This is a genomic window from Cerasicoccus arenae (assembly GCF_014651635.1).
Taxonomy (GTDB): domain Bacteria; phylum Verrucomicrobiota; class Verrucomicrobiia; order Opitutales; family Cerasicoccaceae; genus Cerasicoccus; species Cerasicoccus arenae.
Window position 1 is genome coordinate 1 of record NZ_BMXG01000023.1, and the last position, 14974, is coordinate 14974.

Sequence of the window (14974 nt, forward strand, 5' to 3'; positions counted from 1 at the left end):
TCCGGTGATTTCAGCATCCAGCGCATTCGCTCGGGCCTGATCAATTCCGGTGCCGCTGAATCAAAGACATTTAGTTTCGACGAATTCCGAGTCGGAGATACATTTGCCGATGTTGCCCCAATTCCTGAGCCTTCCCTATTTGCTTTGCTATTCGCTGGGTGCATTGGCGCTGTCGTATATGTTCGGAGGAAACGGTAATATTTAAGGGTATTACCTGAATATTATTGCCCTTCAAAAGCTGGCTTAAACGCTGGTTTCGTTTATGAAACATGTGGCTCGCACGCCAAAAAATTTACGCCTAATGGGTAATCGATGTGGAGGGTTTGCGCTAGTTGTCGCGCTTTCCCTCATGGGGTTTATATTCCTCTTAGTCGTTTCGATGGTGTCTTTAAGTGTCGTTGGCGTGCAAACGACGAACTTCAAGCAACAGGAAACTGAAGCGGAGGAAATGGCACGCCTGGGACTTCAGGTTGCTCTTGGTCAACTACAGGCCTTGGCTGGCCCTGATCAGCGTATCACCGCGAGCGCAGGCATTGGGGATCTCGACCCTCTTACGGCAGATATTGAGGGTATCGAGCAGCCGTTGTGGTTGGGAGTCTGGAATACAGCAGAGCATTCGCAGGATGGTGCTAACAACCCGAAGTTTGGCCAGATGGAGGGGTGGTTGGTCTCCGGTAATAATCCTAATCCGTTGGAAGAGCTGACCGATCCGGTTACTGTGTTTAATCGGGCGGATCCGACAGCCTCATCCGCAGTTGTTGTTAACAAGGTCAACGTCTCCAATGCCGGATCAGGCTCAGGTACGACTGGGGCGTATGCGTACGCCGTATTCGATGAAAGCCAGAAAGCGCAGCTGACTGCAGGAAGTCATGCAGTGAATGCGTTGTCTAAATCGGAAATCCCCGATTCGCGTCTGGTGCTATCCGGTGCGGGAGGTGTGGATGCCGATGCTCTATACGCTGGAGCGGATGATTCAGAGTGGTCCACACAACTGGTTAGGAAGCCGTCGCGGAGTCAGTTTTCGGTTATTAACGAAGACTTTTCAGATGAGCCTGGGCGTTTTCATGCGTTTACCGATGGGACTTTTTCTCTTCAGACGAATCCGCGTGAAGGTGGGCTGAAGCGTGATCTCTCCCTGGCTTTTGAGATGGATCAAGTCGGCTCGGACACGAATTCCCTTACGTACTTCAACGCATCCGAATTTGTCGGTGATGGCTCACGCACAGGTAACGATATGACTTCCGCGATTGAGCAAAATCACGGTGAGGATTTCTATGCGCGTTTCCTCTTTGCCGAGTCCGTGGACAATGGAGTTAGTGATAACTCGGGAGAGGATTTACTCCGCGGGCCGACTTGGCATCTGCTACGGGATTACTACAACCTTTATAAGCACGTGATCGGGCCGCGCTCGAGCTCGCCAATTCTGGGAGCGCAGCCAATGTTTCCCAATACGCCGGAGGTGCCATCCACGATCGCCGACTCGATAAAGGGGACGTCGCGCAGCTTGGACGATTATATCCGGTATCAAGGAAACGTATTCAACGGAATCTTGTGGTCAGGGGATTCGGGAGCCAATGAGTACGCCACGTCGCTCATGGGCAGTAATGTTCTGGGATACGGTAATCGACCGACGCGAGGGAACTACGCTCCTCTGATGCAGCGCGTCATTTACAATTTTTCAGTGATGAATATCGACGGCAACTTTGCGCTGGTCATGGCACCGATTGTTGTTCTTTGGAATCCTTATAATGTCGATATATCGATGCATGCAGGACTGAAAATTATCCAAGACAATTTGCCTGTTTACTTTCATGTTCGGCTAGAGAGAACGGACGGAAAATCCGAAGAATATCTAGCTGATTATCGAACACTTCACAAGGCATACGGCAACACCGCACAGGGAAAGGACCTCCAGCTATTTATCACGGATATGGATGATTTAAGTTTTGAGCCCGGCGAAATTAAAATCTTTTCTTTGCCCGATTCTGCACCAGTTGCCTACGACACCCTCATTGGTAGCAGCAACAGCCCAAACTTATATCTCAGACAGGGAGTCCGCTACAATGGCGGAACCTATTATCAAGAATTTAATAAGCTAACCAGCATTACGGGCGGTGAACCCGTTTTCGAAAGTACGGGCGTCACAATCCCCCTTGAGGAGCAAACCAGTGGGTCAATGCCGATCGCTGCTGCATCGAGTCTGAGTGTCGAGCTCTACCCGGCACATTTGAATGGCGATTCCTCGGCAGTGATCCAGACCAATAACATTGGTGCGGGACAGAATTATAATTACCTGCTGACTAGCGTCTTTAGCGTCGATCCAGCGGATTTACCTGACTCTGCTCGTGGCCATTGGAAAGGTGATCGACAAATTCAGTATTTGCATACGCCATTATCTCATGGAGGTACACACGAGCTTTACGTGGATCTTGCCGTCGAAGAGCAGTTGTTGGATGTGCCTGTGCTGCTTGGAATCCCCGGTGTGCGTCTGGAGCTTTTCAACATTGATTATCGTCTACTGCCAGCTCACGATACGTCTACCGCCAGCCTGTTCGAGGACTTCAACCCGCGGTCAGCGGTCCGCTCAACACAGACGTCGAATTTTCCGCGTGCAACTGCGCCACAGGCATTGATTAGCAGCGAGCCGCAATCATCTTTAGCATCAGTCATTGAAAGTTCCGGCAGCAATGCATTCTGGGGAGATACCCTTGGCGGGGCGGGGGAAACGCATGTTACCGCTTGGGAAATTCCGACCGCACCATTGCTTTCATTGGCCGCCCTACAGCATGCGGATGTCGCACTATTGGATTACCAGTCGGCACATGCCATTGGAAACTCGAGCGCGAGTCCGTATGTGCCGCTCGATGAACTCTATGAGTTCCAGACAGCGACTTCGCCCAGTCGTAACAGCACTGTCTATGACTTGTCCTACTACGCCAATCAAGCTCTGTGGGATGGCTATTTCTTTTCGGGCTTGGCACCGGAGTTCTCTGGCACCGGATCGTATTCAGAAACAAAATCCTTGAGCGACGTTATTGATGCATGGACAGGCGGCGGCTCTGATGGCGACCTGAGAGATCCGCGTGTTCATTTCCTGCGCGAAAGCGAATTCGACTTGGAGACCGTCCGTAGCACGTTAAAAGGCCCCGAGGGCTACCGTGAGGTCGCTGCTCAGCTTCTTGTCGAGGGAGGTTTTAACGTCAACAGCGTATCGGTTGACGCTTGGGAGGCGGTCCTCGCGAGAGCCCTTGGTGACTCTGCCGAGGTCGAGTATTTGAGCACGAATGGCTCGCTGAATAAGGAGAGCACCAGCGGTGTGCCTTTCTCCTCATTTACTTTGCCCAATGGGGCATCCGGCGAACCTTGGAACGGATTTAGACGTTTTTCTCGCCCCGAAATTCGGGCATTGGCAGAGGCAATCGTAGAGCAGGTTAAACGGCGCGGGCCGTTTTTGTCATTGGCAGATTTCGTTAATCGCGATTTGGAGGATGATGCTTTTGCTGGCGATTTGAGGCTTAGCGGTGCGCTACAGTCTGCGATTGATGCAGTAGACCTCAATGCATCCATTGAAAGCGAAGGAACGGCCAGCGTTACATCGGATTTCGTGACGCCTGTGGCGGCCTCGGGTTCGACGACACGGGGGATTGCAGGCTCGATTACCCAAGCTGACGTGCTCACGTCTCTGGGGGCGACATTAGCCGTCCGCGGGGATACCTTTACGATTCGTGCCTATGGTGAGGTGACCCATCCCTTCACTGCTGAAGTGACGCGTCGGTGGTGCGAAGCTCAAGTGCAGCGTTATCCTGATTTTATCAATGCCGCTGATAATGAAGCGACCGATGATCGGGTGCAGTGGAGTGCTGAAAATGAAAATTGGGGCCGGGCATTTCGGATAATTTCTTTCCGGTGGCTCGAACCCGATGAAGTATAGATGAAGTTTTTGCATTCAGTTATCCTTGCGTCATTGCTCTTCTCAACGGTTTGCCTGCACGCCCAGGAGACAAAGACCTATGTGGTCGATTTTTCTGTGCTCCCTTGGAAGGGAATGGCCCCACCCAAAGGCATATTTTATGATAACGACGGGGTCGTCACCGAACTGCGGTTTCAACGCGTGCGCCGGAGCCCTGTTTATCAATACAGCGGGCCAAGTTCGTTGGTTTTCTTCAAGCAAGAGCTTGCTGAAGATGGGAGCACGGTTCGTGTGCCAGTTGCTCAGGCCGATCTGACAACTGACATTAGCCGTCCCTTGTTGCTCTTTGCCATTCGTCAAGGGAAGAACAATTCGCAGTCAGGTTTTGGAGTCGTTGTGCTGGATGATCGTCCGGAACATTTCACGGGCGGGAGTTATCTGCTTTTCAATCTCTGTTCGCATGAGCTTTTTTGCAAAGTCGGGGACGATGTACGCACGCTACAGCCTCGGGGCAAATGGATGACACATCCAGCTACCGAGAATTCACCGGTTGACGCCATTGTGATGGTCAAGGAAGAGCAGGGGACCGAGCAGGTTTACCGCGCTCAATGGCCTGTTCAGCCCAATCAGCGCACGCTGGTCTTCTTTTTCCCGAGTAAGAATTCTGGCGAGAGTGCAGTCGATACGTTCGTCGTTTCAGATTACGTTTACCCGAACTAGGGCTAATCGACATCCGGCTCGGGTTTCTTGCGGGCGTCAATGGGCGTGGGGCGCTGCGTCCAATAGCGGCCCATCAGCGTATCCATATCTTCGCGGAAGACTTGCCCGCGCCGCAGCCCGAAGGCATAGCGACCAATCAGCCGCGTCATCCAGAACAGCACGAAAAACAAACCCAGCGGGAAAATGACCGTGTCGAACAAATACGCCGCACTTACCGTGATGACGTCCCAGAACAATGCGCTCGTGCGTTCCGCCAAGAAACTCGTCAACGCCGACGTCGCATCCTTCACCTTGGCTGCCTTGCTGAAGATGCCCTCGGCCTTTTCGATGTCGCTAAAGCGCTCGTTCAGTTCGGCGTTGAGCACGGTCAGATTCCCCTCGGCTTCGATGACGCGGCTCTGCGTGATTTCCGTCGAAAGAAAGGCCCCGCCCGACACCGCCAGCGGCACAATTACATAGGCGGCCACGGACAGGATTGTGCAGAAAAACGTGGCGTCGCGCAGCACGCGAGCCATTGCCCGCCGACGAGGCATAAACCACACGGCGACCAGATAAAAAAGCATCGAGCCGAGCGCCAGCGCCAGCAGCCACTGATCAAGGAATTGCGAGACCTCCAGCAACATGCGCGTCATCACAATGATCATCGTTGCCCAAAGAACAATTTTCCAGGCGAAGTCTACGTAGTCATAAACGCCCTGCACGATGTCGCCAATCTCCAGCCCGAAGCCGACCCCGACCTCGCTGCCTTCCACGACAGCGAGCACGCTCTTGACCCCGGTCAGGATCAGGAACAGGCGCGAGGCGTCATCAAAGGATTCCTCTAAATATTGCTGGTTGGTATAGTCCAGTTGACCGAGCGCGACGTTGTTGATCCATGAATCCAGCGGCCCACGAAGAACCAGTGCCAGAAGCGTGAAAATGAATGCGACTATCGCCAGTCGGCCAAAAATGATTGCACGGGCTTTACTCGCCATAGGTCAGTCTCCATTAAGACTACCACCGACGACAAGTGTTCATTTAGGATCAGATGTATTGCAGCGGTACTCTTTGGTTTTGGTCAAACAATGGTGGAAACGGCCTCCAGTCCCAAGGTGGAGCTCGGTGTCCCGACCGGGCTAACGTTGCTTCACGGAAAGCAGGATGAAACGGCCCGGTCGGGACACCGGGCTCCACCTTTAGTGTCGGTGTTGTGAAGATGACTCACACTTGACGAATCTCACGCCAAGACTCAGCCAAAATCCCCGCCGCCTCCGTCTACTGAAGCTCCGAGCAAGCCGCTCCGGGCTTTTTTTTAGAAACCAAACTTTGCTCTAGTTTACATTTTTGAACCAGAATCCGGCCAAAAAGAGCATAAAAGTATCAGTTTTGCTATTAGGGTCTTAATGCCCTAAATCATTGGAGCGCCTGATGGATATTGGCCTAGCGGGTTTTTTGGCCGAAATCGCGTCTGGTGCCCCCCCTCGGTTTTTTTGCCTTTAGGAAACGGTTGCCAGAAAGCGGTGAGGGCGTCAGTTTTTGCCGCATGCCGAAATCGACTGAACTCATTCTCGCCCTTGATGTGCCCGATAAGGCCGCCGCTATCGCCATGCTTGATCGCATTGGCCCCGACCTGAAATGGGTCAAGATCGGCCTCCAGCTCTTTGTTAAAGAGGGTCCAGCGCTGTTGGACGCCGTTGCCGCCCGTGGGCAAAGCATCTTCCTCGACCTTAAATTACACGACATCCCCAACACCGTTGCCTCAGCCATTAGGAGCCTCGCTGGCAAGCCCGTTGGCCTGTTGACGATCCATGCCGGCGGAGGCAGGGAAATGGTCGCCGCCGCCGCCGAAGCCGCTCAGGAAGCGCTTCCTGGGGCCACCGTGCTCGCCGTCACAGTGCTCACCTCGATGAATCGCGCCACGCTGGCGGACATCGGCGTAGACTCTGAGACCGACGAGCAAGTCCTCCGCCTCGCCCGTCTAGCCTTGGATGGCGGGGCAGGGGGCCTTGTCTGCTCCCCACAAGAGCTTCGCACGCTGCGCAATGAGCTTGGCCCAGACGCTGTTTTGGTCACGCCAGGCATTCGCCCCGCAGGTGCCGATCTCAACGACCAGCAACGAGTTATGACGCCCGCAGACGCCGCTGAGCAAGGCAGCAGCTACATCGTCGTCGGCCGCCCAATCCTCAAGGCCGAGGACCCCGCCGCCGCCGTAAAGGCGATCCAGACTGAGCTGGGAGCGTAGGCGCAGTCTACTTTTGCGGCCAGTATCCCTTTGATTTCTGCCTTTGCGGTTTGTCGTTGAAATGCGCCCGCTGTCCGCGCAGCATAGTGTTATAACATGGCGGCTCGCAGCAAAATCTCCCCCTTGGAGCGCATACTAGGGCGGCTCGACGACCTCGACGCCACGAACCTCACGATACTCGTGCAGCGGTTGGCGCGTGAGCGTGAGCTGCTGGAGACCGTGTTTAACGCCATCCGCGAGGGCGTGCTGGTCATTGGGCAAAGTGGCCTAGTGGAATATGCCAACGCCGCCGCGCTACGGATTCTTGGCCTCAAGGAGGAGGATGTCGGTAGCATGCCGGTCTGGAAAGCTGTCCCGGACTTGGCCCGCACGATGAATCTTAACGCGACGGGACAGGACGGTTCTGGTCGCCGGGTGCGACCGGCTGCCGTGGCCCGTGAGCTAGAAATTACCTACCCTGAGCACCGTTTTGTGCGTGTTTATCTGACCCCGTTTGAAGGGGAGGGGGATAAGGGCGCGCCGCTTTTTACCATGATTCTGGCGGACATTACCGAGGACAAACTCTCGACCGAGCAACTCATCCAGGACGAGAAGATTTCCAGCATTTTCGACCTCGCAGCGGGCGTTGCGCATGAGCTGGGCAATCCGCTGAACTCGATTAACATCCACCTGCAATTACTGACGCGGCAGATCAGTAAAATGCCCAAGGACCCTGCGACGGCTAAGATGAGCAATGCTTTGGATGTTTGTACCAATGAGGTCCAGCGCCTAGACGGCATCATTGCTAACTTCCTCCAGGCCATTCGCCCGCAGCCACTCGACTTGCAGGAAGCGCCGTTACTGGACGTGCTGGACGAAGTGCTGAATTTTCTTGGCGACGAGCTCACGAACCTCGGCGTTCAGGTGGACGTTACGGTCAACGACGAGGCACCGGTCATTCTGGGAGACCGCAACCAGATCAAGCAGGTGTTTTTCAACGTGCTAAAAAATGCCATGGAAGCCATGGATGCAGGGGGGGAGCTACGCATTGCATCGCGTGAAGACGACGAGTACGTCTACCTTTCTTTTGCAGACACGGGTGTGGGCATCGCGCAGGAGGACCTGTCGAAAATCTTCCAGCCTTACCACACCACGAAATCTTCGGGGCATGGTTTGGGGATGATGATCTGCCGCCGCATTATGCGTGACCATGGCGGACAAATCGGCCTCGACAGCCGCCCAGAGTCAGGAACGGTGGTGACGCTTCAATTCCCACAAAAACATCGTCGAATGCGTCTGTTGGAGGCAGGCGACTAAATATTTCCAGAACTAATAATCACCTGATAAGAAGCTTCTTAAATCTTCCAAAATCTTCCAAAACTGAGCAGATATGGTTGATTTTCTAAGAGCCAGCCCCATATTGAGGCCAACAATCTTCATTCAGTGATTCATCTCGACCGACAAATCCCCGCTTCCAAAACAATCCAACTTATGGCTACTTGCCTATGCGACGCGTTCTTTGACGACGTGGCCATGGCGACTGTTCAGGTACTTGAATGGGCGGGCTGCACGGTGGAATTTCCAGAAGGCCAGACTTGTTGCGGGCAGCCAGCGTTTAACGCGGGTGATTGGAAGGCCTCGCGCCAGGTGGTTCGGCATGTGATGGACACCTTTAAGGGCGAAAACCCAGTGGTGGTTCCGTCTGGTTCTTGTGCAGCAATGGGCTTTCATGGTGCGATACTGGAATTTGAAAAAGAGGACGACCTACCTCGCGTCAAGCAGCTCGCCAACCGCACTTGGGAAGTCACAGACTACTTGGTGCACGGCTTAGATATTACGAAGATTCCCGGCAAATTTCCGCACAAGATCGCCTTTCACCGCAGTTGTCACTCTCGCGGCACATGTAGTGGTCCAGCGGCTAACACGCTACTTTCATCAATAGAAGGCGTCGAGCTTTTGGCCTTTGGTGAGCAAGAGCAGTGCTGTGGTTTTGGCGGTGCGTTTTCGGTCAGTTTCCCCAACATTTCCAAGGCAATGGGTGAATTGAAGATCGAGCATATTGTGAAGGCTCAGCCAGATTATCTTTGTTCGGCGGACATGGGTTGTCTGCTACACTTGGGCGGAATCATGGACAAAGAGGGTAAGGAAATTCCTCGCCGACACGTGATTCAGATTCTGCGCGACGCCCTTATCGACGCCGGAGAAATTCAAGCTTAATGCCATGCAGCCTAAGACTTTTCAGAAAATCGACCGTTTTGCCCGTGATCTGCCTGCGGAGGTGCATGCCACCGTTTATGATGGCTCCAAAAGCACGAGCGAGAAACGTTACGATGTGCTGTGGCGCGATTTCCCCGAGACGGCGGACGTCCTGCGAGAAACAGCTGGCCAAATTAAGCAGCACACTTTGGAACACCTTGACCAGTATCTTGAGCAAGCGGAAAAGAGTCTGACCGCTAATGGCGCTCAGGTGCACTTTGCCGGAGATGGCGACCGGGCCAATCAGATTGCGCTCGAACTGATGCAAAAACATGGTGCCAAGAAGCTGGTGAAGTCCAAGAGCATGGTCACGGAGGAGACTCATCTCGTGCCTTTTCTCGAGAAGAATGGCATTGAGTGCGTGGAGACTGACCTCGGCGAGTTCATTGTGCAGATCGACAACGATCACCCGTCGCACATTGTCAAGCCGATCATGCACAAGAATCGTCGCCAGATCGCTAGGAGTTTCGAGCGCGAAGGCCTGGGTGCATACAATGACGATCCGGAGACGATTACCCGCCGCGCCCGCGTCCACCTGCGGAAAAAGTATTTTGAGGCTGATGTGGCGGTTACTGGTGCCAATTTTGTTTCGGCGGAAAGCGGTCGTATAGTGCTGGTCACGAATGAGGGTAATGCCCGCTTCTGTATGGCTGCGACAAAGCTGCATATTGCGATTGTGGGTATCGAAAAGCTGGTTCCGCGTGACAAAGACCTTGGGCTTTTTTTGAATCTGATTGGACGTTCCGGCACTGGTCAGCAGCTCACGGTTTACACCCAGTTCATTGCGGGGCCTAAGCGTGCTGAACAGCCCGATGGGCCAGAGGAAATGCACGTTATTTTCGTTGATAACAAGCGCACGGATGTCCTCGCGAGCGAGTGCCGAGAAATCCTCCGCTGTATCCGATGTGGTGCGTGTTTGAACGTCTGCCCGGTTTATCGGCAGGCCAGTGGACATGCCTATCGGAGCGTCTACCCCGGTCCAGTCGGCGCGGTGCTGAGTCCATTGCTGGCGGCTGATAAGTTTCCAGAGCTGGCTGATTTGCCCAAGGCCTCTAGCCTCTGTGGTGCCTGTAATGAAGTTTGTCCGGTCAATATCCCGATCCCTGACTTGCTCTTGCGCTTGCGGGACAAGGGTAAACGCGAGGGCGCGAAAAATGCCGCGGCTGGCACGCCGCCGATGGGGATGTACGCGATGATGGCCAGCCAGCCGAGTGCTTGGAAGGCCGCGATGAAAATCGGCTATGCGGTTAACGTGACCCCGCAGGCGATGATGAACGTGGTTCCCGCGGCTCAGGCTTGGACTTCTGTGCGGCAGCTTCCCAAATGGCGTGGCGGCAAATTCCGAGACTGGATGAAGAAAAAGGAAAGCGAGTAACGAGCCGCAAAATGCAAACTGCTATGTCTGACGATCGAACCCAAATTTTCTCCCGTATCAAGACTGCTTTGGCACCTTTGCCGCAGCGCGCGGCCTTGCCGAATTACGCCCGTGAGTTACCCATTTGCCGTGCGCACCCGGAATTTTCGGAGCTTTGGGAGCTGTTTTCACATAAGGCTAAGCAGGTCAACGGCACGCCGTTGGTAGGTCTCGCTACGTTGGGCTCATGGCTCCACGAGAAAAAGCAGACGCATGGCTATTGCGATCGAGCTTTGGCGGAACGCCTTCGGGCGATGCCGGAGTTTGAGGGGATTACTCTCGAAACAGAATTCGACCGCGGGCGGTTCGACGATTTTGCCTTTGGGATAACTCTGGCGGCGGGTGTCATTGCCGAGACTGGAAGCTTGATCCTCAAGGATGAATCGACTTCCGCCCGTTTAGGTGCGTTGGCTCCCTGGACTCATGCCGCGATCGTGGACCCCGCTACGATCTACCCAGATACAGTCACCGCATTGGAAAATTTGGGGAGCGATCCTTCGGTTATCTGGGCCACGGGTCCATCAAAGACAGCTGACGTTGAAGGCATTCTAATTGAGGGTGTGCATGGACCTGGAGTGCAAATCGTATGTTTAGACGCATAGGACGGCCTAAATCTCTCTAGCGGCTGATATTTACTTGCACTGAGCCGTTGCGATTCCTAATTTCCTGCTCAATGAAGTTTCGTTGGATAGGCCTGTTGGCCGTAGTTGCCCTGTTAACCGGTTGTTCTGCATCGGTGCCAATTCGCCCCTATATGTTCATTCAGAATGAGCAGACGCCCATCGCGCTGCCAGTTGATGAAGCTCCCGTTAGCTCTGCTGATCAGGTTAGCTAAACAAGCCTACTCTTTGTAGAGGCTATAGAAATGTACCTGTTGTTCGGGATCACGAAAGAGCAGAAACTCTCCATCGGGATCGTGACCGACGAAAACTAGCCCATGGTATTCGTCAACGACGTCTCCAACACGATAGACTTTACCGTTAATGGATGCACGGCTTTGGCCAGAGGCCAAGCGAACGCTTTGGACGTCCATAGCTTTGACGAAATCAGCTGGAGTTTCGTTAGCCATAATCTCAGGAACGGCTAGATGCGCGTTGACTAGCTTTCGGTCTTGGGCTGTGGGCGTGTAGTCTTTGCTCATCACGTAGTATGCGGCACCGCAAATGGCAAGGATCACGCCTACTGCGAGTAACAGACTGAAAGGAACAGGGCTAGCTTTGCGCTGAAGGGGGGGGGGGACTACCGTGACTTTGGGCTTCGATCGTATTGGCGGCGGCTTGGGGACACGTGCGTAAGGATGGTCGTAATCGGGTGTTCTGGGCACGACAACAACACGCTCAGATGGCTGAGCGTTTCTGCTTTCAGTTGGCCAGTTAAGGTTGGGCATGGATCGCTTATTCTCGTATTTATACGGAATTATTCCGTAAAATATAAGGTCAATCATGTATAATTGAGGCCAAATGACAATGTTTTTTGCCTCTAACCGCACTTTGAAAGCAATAAACGCGACTCTATCTCGATACTGAAATCGTATCGATTAGCTTTTTTCAGCTCTAGCTTCCTGGCTTCATTGCCGGGATCGCGGCGAGCTCTGGCGGTAGGTTTGCCGGATCATAAGTTGGAAACGAAAATGCGAGCAGAGTCGTCAAGGGTGCAGAGAAGCTGACCTGGCCCTCGGAACGGTCAACCAAGACGGCGACTCCCGCGGCAGTTCCACCCTCGGCGGCAATGATGTTCAGTGCTTCGTTAACGCGTCCTCCGCGGGTGATTACGTCTTCGACGACCAATAGTCGTTCGCCGGGGGCAATTTTGAAATTACGTCGCAGGGCGAGCTTGTCGTCAACCTTCTCTACAAAGAGGAAGCGCTTACCGGCTTGGCGGGCGAGTTCTTGGCCAATCACCAGTCCGCCCATCGCTGGTGCGAGGACGGTGTCGAAGCTGGCAAGGTCGATCTTAGCCAAAAGCATTTCAGCCAATCGCGTGACTTTGTCCATGCGTTCGCAAACGCGGGCGCACTGGAAAAAATGGCCGGACCGCAGACCTGAACGGAGGATAAAATGGCCTTCCAACAGGGCACCGGAATCACGGAAAATTTGCAAGACTTCTTGGTCGATAACATCGCTCATGTAGGGACGGTGCGAACAGCGTGCGATGGCGTCAAGCACAACTCCTAGGCGGCTCGGCGGCTGAATGAATATTTTGCGTAACAGGTTGGCCCATGCCTTGCTTTTCCGTTGCGGAGGATAAATTTTATCTTATGGTAATTACAGTGAATGAGAAAAATTCAGTGCCGCTAAAGACTTCGCGTAAACACGCGTTGTTGGGCTTGTTGGACGATACGACTTCCAGCGTTCGGACAGCTGTGCGTGCGGAGCTAGAACGATTGGGGCCAGTGGGCGTGTCTTTTCTGCGCGAGGCGGTGTTACATCCAGAATCCAGCGTTGGTTGTGCCGCGCGGGAGCTGTTGGAATCGCTAACTGGTGGTCAGCCCGAGCGAGTTTTCCGGGACTTCATTCGCTCGTTTCATTATGAATTGGAAACGGGTGTGCTGCTGCTTGATCGAGTGGCCAATCCAGATGTGGGCATGGTCGATTACGAACGCTTTTTAGCCGAGGTGTCTGATCGCTGCCGCGAGTTACTTTTGCATCCCAGCACCGCTTGGGAAAAGTGTCGAATTTTGAACCGGGTCATCTTTGGAGAATACGGTTTTACGGGCGATATGGAGAGTTTTTACGATCCACGGAATAGCTTTTTGAGTGAAGTCGTTTCCCGTCGTCGAGGAATTCCGATTAGCCTGTCGATCCTCTACTTGCTTGTGGCAGACCGGTGTCACCTAGAACTTTCGCCGATCGCTTTCCCTGGCCGGTTTATGGTGGGCTGTTTCCTGGATGCTGACCCTTTCTACATTGATGTTTTTGAGGGTGGAGTGTTCCGTGGCATTGAGGAAATTGAGGAAATGCTTGAGCCGTATCAAATTGAGTTGGAGCCAGCTGTTTTTGCTCCATGCCCAGTCGGCGAAGTACTTGCTCGCTGTTGCCGTAATCTGGTCAACCAATACAGTCGCGAGGGTGATTCGGATCGAGTCCGTTTGTTCACGGAATATGTGAACGAATTCGAGGCTGCCTATCGTCTTAATGACGAATAGGGCTTGTCGACGCGGCAGACGTCACCAAGCATCGTGGGATGCATTACGACGACTCCGACCGCGTGCGTTTGCTGGATGAGCTTGAGCATTGGCAATACAACGGAACCGCCTTGGCGGTACTCGGCAGCCCCATCACGCACAGCGTTAGCCCGGCGATGCACAACGCCGCACTCAATCTGATGGGCCAGACCCAGCAGCTTTACCGCAATTGGCGTTATTTCAAATTCAATACCCCGCCGGAAATTTTGCATCAGGCGTTGGAAAAGCTCCACCAAGCTGGCTTTACAGGGATTAATTTAACCATTCCTCACAAGGTGCAAGCAGTGGATCTGGTTGTTGAGATTGATGCGGGGGCGAAGCTTTCGGGGGCGGTCAATACACTGCATCGTCAAGAAAATGGCTGGGCGGGCTACAACTCTGACGGTTATGGGCTGGAGCAGGCCCTGAAGCGAGAGTTGGGGGTAGAGCTGGCCGGAGCGACAGTTATCCTGCTGGGAGCCGGTGGTGCCGCCCGAGCAGCCGCTGTGCAGTGCTTGCAGTCCGGTGTCGCTGCGTTGTGGATTGGCAATCGTAATCAAGAGCGACTTGAGGGGCTGATCGAGCTGCTTGCCGATGCTTCCGGCTGTGAGCGAGTGCGCGGCTTTGACCTAAGCGCTCCGCCATCGGACCTCCCCACTGACGGCGTCATTGTCAACGCGACGTCACTTGGTCTAAAGGCGGACGATCCAGTACCGTTGAAGCTTTCACGTTTTGGCTCGGATACAAAAATCTACGACATGACCTATGGCGTGGAAAATGATCTGGCCCGTACGGCAAAAACCCAAGGTTTGGCCTATGCCGATGGACTTTCCATGCTGGTTTGGCAGGGCGTTCGCAGTCTGGAAATCTGGACTGGGGCACAGGTGCCAGCGCAAGCAATGATGGATGGTGCTTGCTACGCCAAAGGATACACACCTCGCCGTGCATGAAGCCGCGTTTGCTTTTCGTTTGCAGCCGTAATCAGTGGCGAAGCCCGACAGCTGAGGAAATTTATCGCCCTGATGCACGGCTGGAAGTGCGTTCGGCGGGTGTTAGTGGATCTGCACGACACACCATCAGCCAAGCAGATATTGATTGGGCGGATTTGATTCTGGTGATGGTGCCCACGCACAAACGCCGCATCATTGAGTGCTTTCACGACAGTGAATTGCCACCCATTGAGAGTCTGGACATTCCTGATGATTATCAACCGATGGACGCGGAATTAATCGACCTGATTCAGGCGGCGACGGAACCCTTGCTCATTCGACTATTGAGCTAAGCACCAACTACTGGTATCAGCACTGACTT

General features: G+C 53.8%; 15 protein-coding genes. 12 read left to right on the forward strand and 3 right to left on the reverse strand.

The genetic code is table 11. The features are described 5' to 3' along the window. From IE065_RS15065 to IE065_RS15075, 3 genes are all read left to right on the forward strand, one after another. A partial coding sequence (locus IE065_RS15065) for a PEP-CTERM sorting domain-containing protein (RefSeq protein ID WP_189516585.1) occupies window positions 1-198 on the forward strand: 198 nt, incomplete at its 5' end. Window positions 199-262: 64 nt separating this feature from the next. After that, complete coding sequence (locus tag IE065_RS15070) at window positions 263-3931, forward strand: hypothetical protein (RefSeq protein WP_189516586.1); 3669 nt, start codon at window positions 263-265, stop codon at window positions 3929-3931. Beyond that, a complete protein-coding gene (locus tag IE065_RS15075) occupies window positions 3932-4630 on the forward strand; it encodes a hypothetical protein (protein WP_189516587.1) in 699 nt (232 codons plus the stop codon). 2 nt (window positions 4631-4632) lie between these two features. Here IE065_RS15075 and IE065_RS15080 read toward each other — a convergent pair whose 3' ends face one another. Further along, window positions 4633-5604, reverse strand: a complete 972-nt coding sequence (locus IE065_RS15080; RefSeq protein ID WP_189516588.1) for a hypothetical protein — start codon at window positions 5602-5604, stop codon at window positions 4633-4635. A gap of 548 nt (window positions 5605-6152) precedes the next feature. On the opposite strand from IE065_RS15080, the gene pyrF reads away from it, so the two are divergent. From pyrF to IE065_RS15110, 6 genes are all read left to right on the forward strand, one after another. Then, a complete protein-coding gene (pyrF, locus tag IE065_RS15085; protein ID WP_189516589.1) occupies window positions 6153-6851 on the forward strand; it encodes an orotidine-5'-phosphate decarboxylase in 699 nt (232 codons plus the stop codon). 96 nt (window positions 6852-6947) lie between these two features. Further along, window positions 6948-8147 carry a sensor histidine kinase gene (locus IE065_RS15090; RefSeq protein ID WP_189516590.1) on the forward strand — a complete coding sequence of 400 codons (1200 nt, stop codon included), beginning with the start codon at window positions 6948-6950 and terminating at the stop codon, window positions 8145-8147. 174 nt (window positions 8148-8321) lie between these two features. Next, complete coding sequence (locus IE065_RS15095) at window positions 8322-9047, forward strand: (Fe-S)-binding protein (protein WP_189516591.1); 726 nt, start codon at window positions 8322-8324, stop codon at window positions 9045-9047. Between the two features lie 4 nt (window positions 9048-9051). Continuing rightward, on the forward strand, window positions 9052-10461 hold the full coding sequence (locus IE065_RS15100) for a LutB/LldF family L-lactate oxidation iron-sulfur protein (protein WP_189516592.1): 1410 nt from the start codon (window positions 9052-9054) through the stop codon (window positions 10459-10461). A 23-nt stretch (window positions 10462-10484) separates the two neighbouring features. Next, complete coding sequence (locus tag IE065_RS15105) at window positions 10485-11102, forward strand: LutC/YkgG family protein (RefSeq protein ID WP_189516593.1); 618 nt, start codon at window positions 10485-10487, stop codon at window positions 11100-11102. Window positions 11103-11173: 71 nt separating this feature from the next. Further along, complete coding sequence (locus tag IE065_RS15110) at window positions 11174-11335, forward strand: hypothetical protein (protein WP_189516594.1); 162 nt, start codon at window positions 11174-11176, stop codon at window positions 11333-11335. Window positions 11336-11341: 6 nt separating this feature from the next. Here IE065_RS15110 and IE065_RS15115 read toward each other — a convergent pair whose 3' ends face one another. Beyond that, window positions 11342-11887: a hypothetical protein gene (locus tag IE065_RS15115; RefSeq protein WP_189516595.1), complete on the reverse strand. Its 546-nt coding sequence runs from the start codon at window positions 11885-11887 to the stop codon at window positions 11342-11344. Window positions 11888-12053: 166 nt separating this feature from the next. Beyond that, the gene (pyrE, locus tag IE065_RS15120) at window positions 12054-12626 is read right to left on the reverse strand and encodes an orotate phosphoribosyltransferase (RefSeq protein ID WP_189516597.1); all 573 of its coding nucleotides are present in this window, start codon (window positions 12624-12626) and stop codon (window positions 12054-12056) included. 143 nt (window positions 12627-12769) lie between these two features. Between pyrE and IE065_RS15125 the strand changes: the two genes are divergently transcribed. The 3 genes from IE065_RS15125 to IE065_RS15135 are packed head-to-tail and all read left to right on the forward strand — an operon-like array spanning window position 12770 to window position 14945. Beyond that, window positions 12770-13645, forward strand: a complete 876-nt coding sequence (locus IE065_RS15125; RefSeq protein ID WP_189516598.1) for a transglutaminase-like domain-containing protein — start codon at window positions 12770-12772, stop codon at window positions 13643-13645. A gap of 38 nt (window positions 13646-13683) precedes the next feature. Beyond that, on the forward strand, window positions 13684-14613 hold the full coding sequence (locus tag IE065_RS15130) for a shikimate dehydrogenase family protein (protein WP_189516599.1): 930 nt from the start codon (window positions 13684-13686) through the stop codon (window positions 14611-14613). Further along, window positions 14610-14945: a low molecular weight protein tyrosine phosphatase family protein gene (locus tag IE065_RS15135; RefSeq protein ID WP_189516600.1), complete on the forward strand. Its 336-nt coding sequence runs from the start codon at window positions 14610-14612 to the stop codon at window positions 14943-14945. Before IE065_RS15130 ends, IE065_RS15135 begins: the two co-directional genes overlap by 4 nt. Window positions 14946-14974: the final 29 nt, after the last annotated feature.

Bases quoted from the DNA above. Each gene is read 5' to 3' on its own strand.
- IE065_RS15115 (WP_189516595.1), bottom strand. From the start codon at position 11,887: ATGCCCAACCTTAACTGGCCAACTGAAAGCAGAAACGCTCAGCCATCT.
- IE065_RS15080 (WP_189516588.1), bottom strand. From the start codon at position 5,604: ATGGCGAGTAAAGCCCGTGCAATCATTTTTGGCCGACTGGCGATAGTC.
- IE065_RS15100 (WP_189516592.1), top strand. From the start codon at position 9,052: ATGCAGCCTAAGACTTTTCAGAAAATCGACCGTTTTGCCCGTGATCTG.
- IE065_RS15135 (WP_189516600.1), top strand. From the start codon at position 14,610: ATGAAGCCGCGTTTGCTTTTCGTTTGCAGCCGTAATCAGTGGCGAAGC.
- IE065_RS15090 (WP_189516590.1), top strand. From the start codon at position 6,948: ATGGCGGCTCGCAGCAAAATCTCCCCCTTGGAGCGCATACTAGGGCGG.
- IE065_RS15130 (WP_189516599.1), top strand. From the start codon at position 13,684: ATGCATTACGACGACTCCGACCGCGTGCGTTTGCTGGATGAGCTTGAG.
- pyrF (WP_189516589.1), top strand. From the start codon at position 6,153: ATGCCGAAATCGACTGAACTCATTCTCGCCCTTGATGTGCCCGATAAG.
- IE065_RS15105 (WP_189516593.1), top strand. From the start codon at position 10,485: ATGTCTGACGATCGAACCCAAATTTTCTCCCGTATCAAGACTGCTTTG.
- IE065_RS15070 (WP_189516586.1), top strand. From the start codon at position 263: ATGAAACATGTGGCTCGCACGCCAAAAAATTTACGCCTAATGGGTAAT.
- IE065_RS15095 (WP_189516591.1), top strand. From the start codon at position 8,322: ATGGCTACTTGCCTATGCGACGCGTTCTTTGACGACGTGGCCATGGCG.
- IE065_RS15110 (WP_189516594.1), top strand. From the start codon at position 11,174: ATGAAGTTTCGTTGGATAGGCCTGTTGGCCGTAGTTGCCCTGTTAACC.
- pyrE (WP_189516597.1), bottom strand. From the start codon at position 12,626: ATGAGCGATGTTATCGACCAAGAAGTCTTGCAAATTTTCCGTGATTCC.
- IE065_RS15075 (WP_189516587.1), top strand. From the start codon at position 3,932: ATGAAGTTTTTGCATTCAGTTATCCTTGCGTCATTGCTCTTCTCAACG.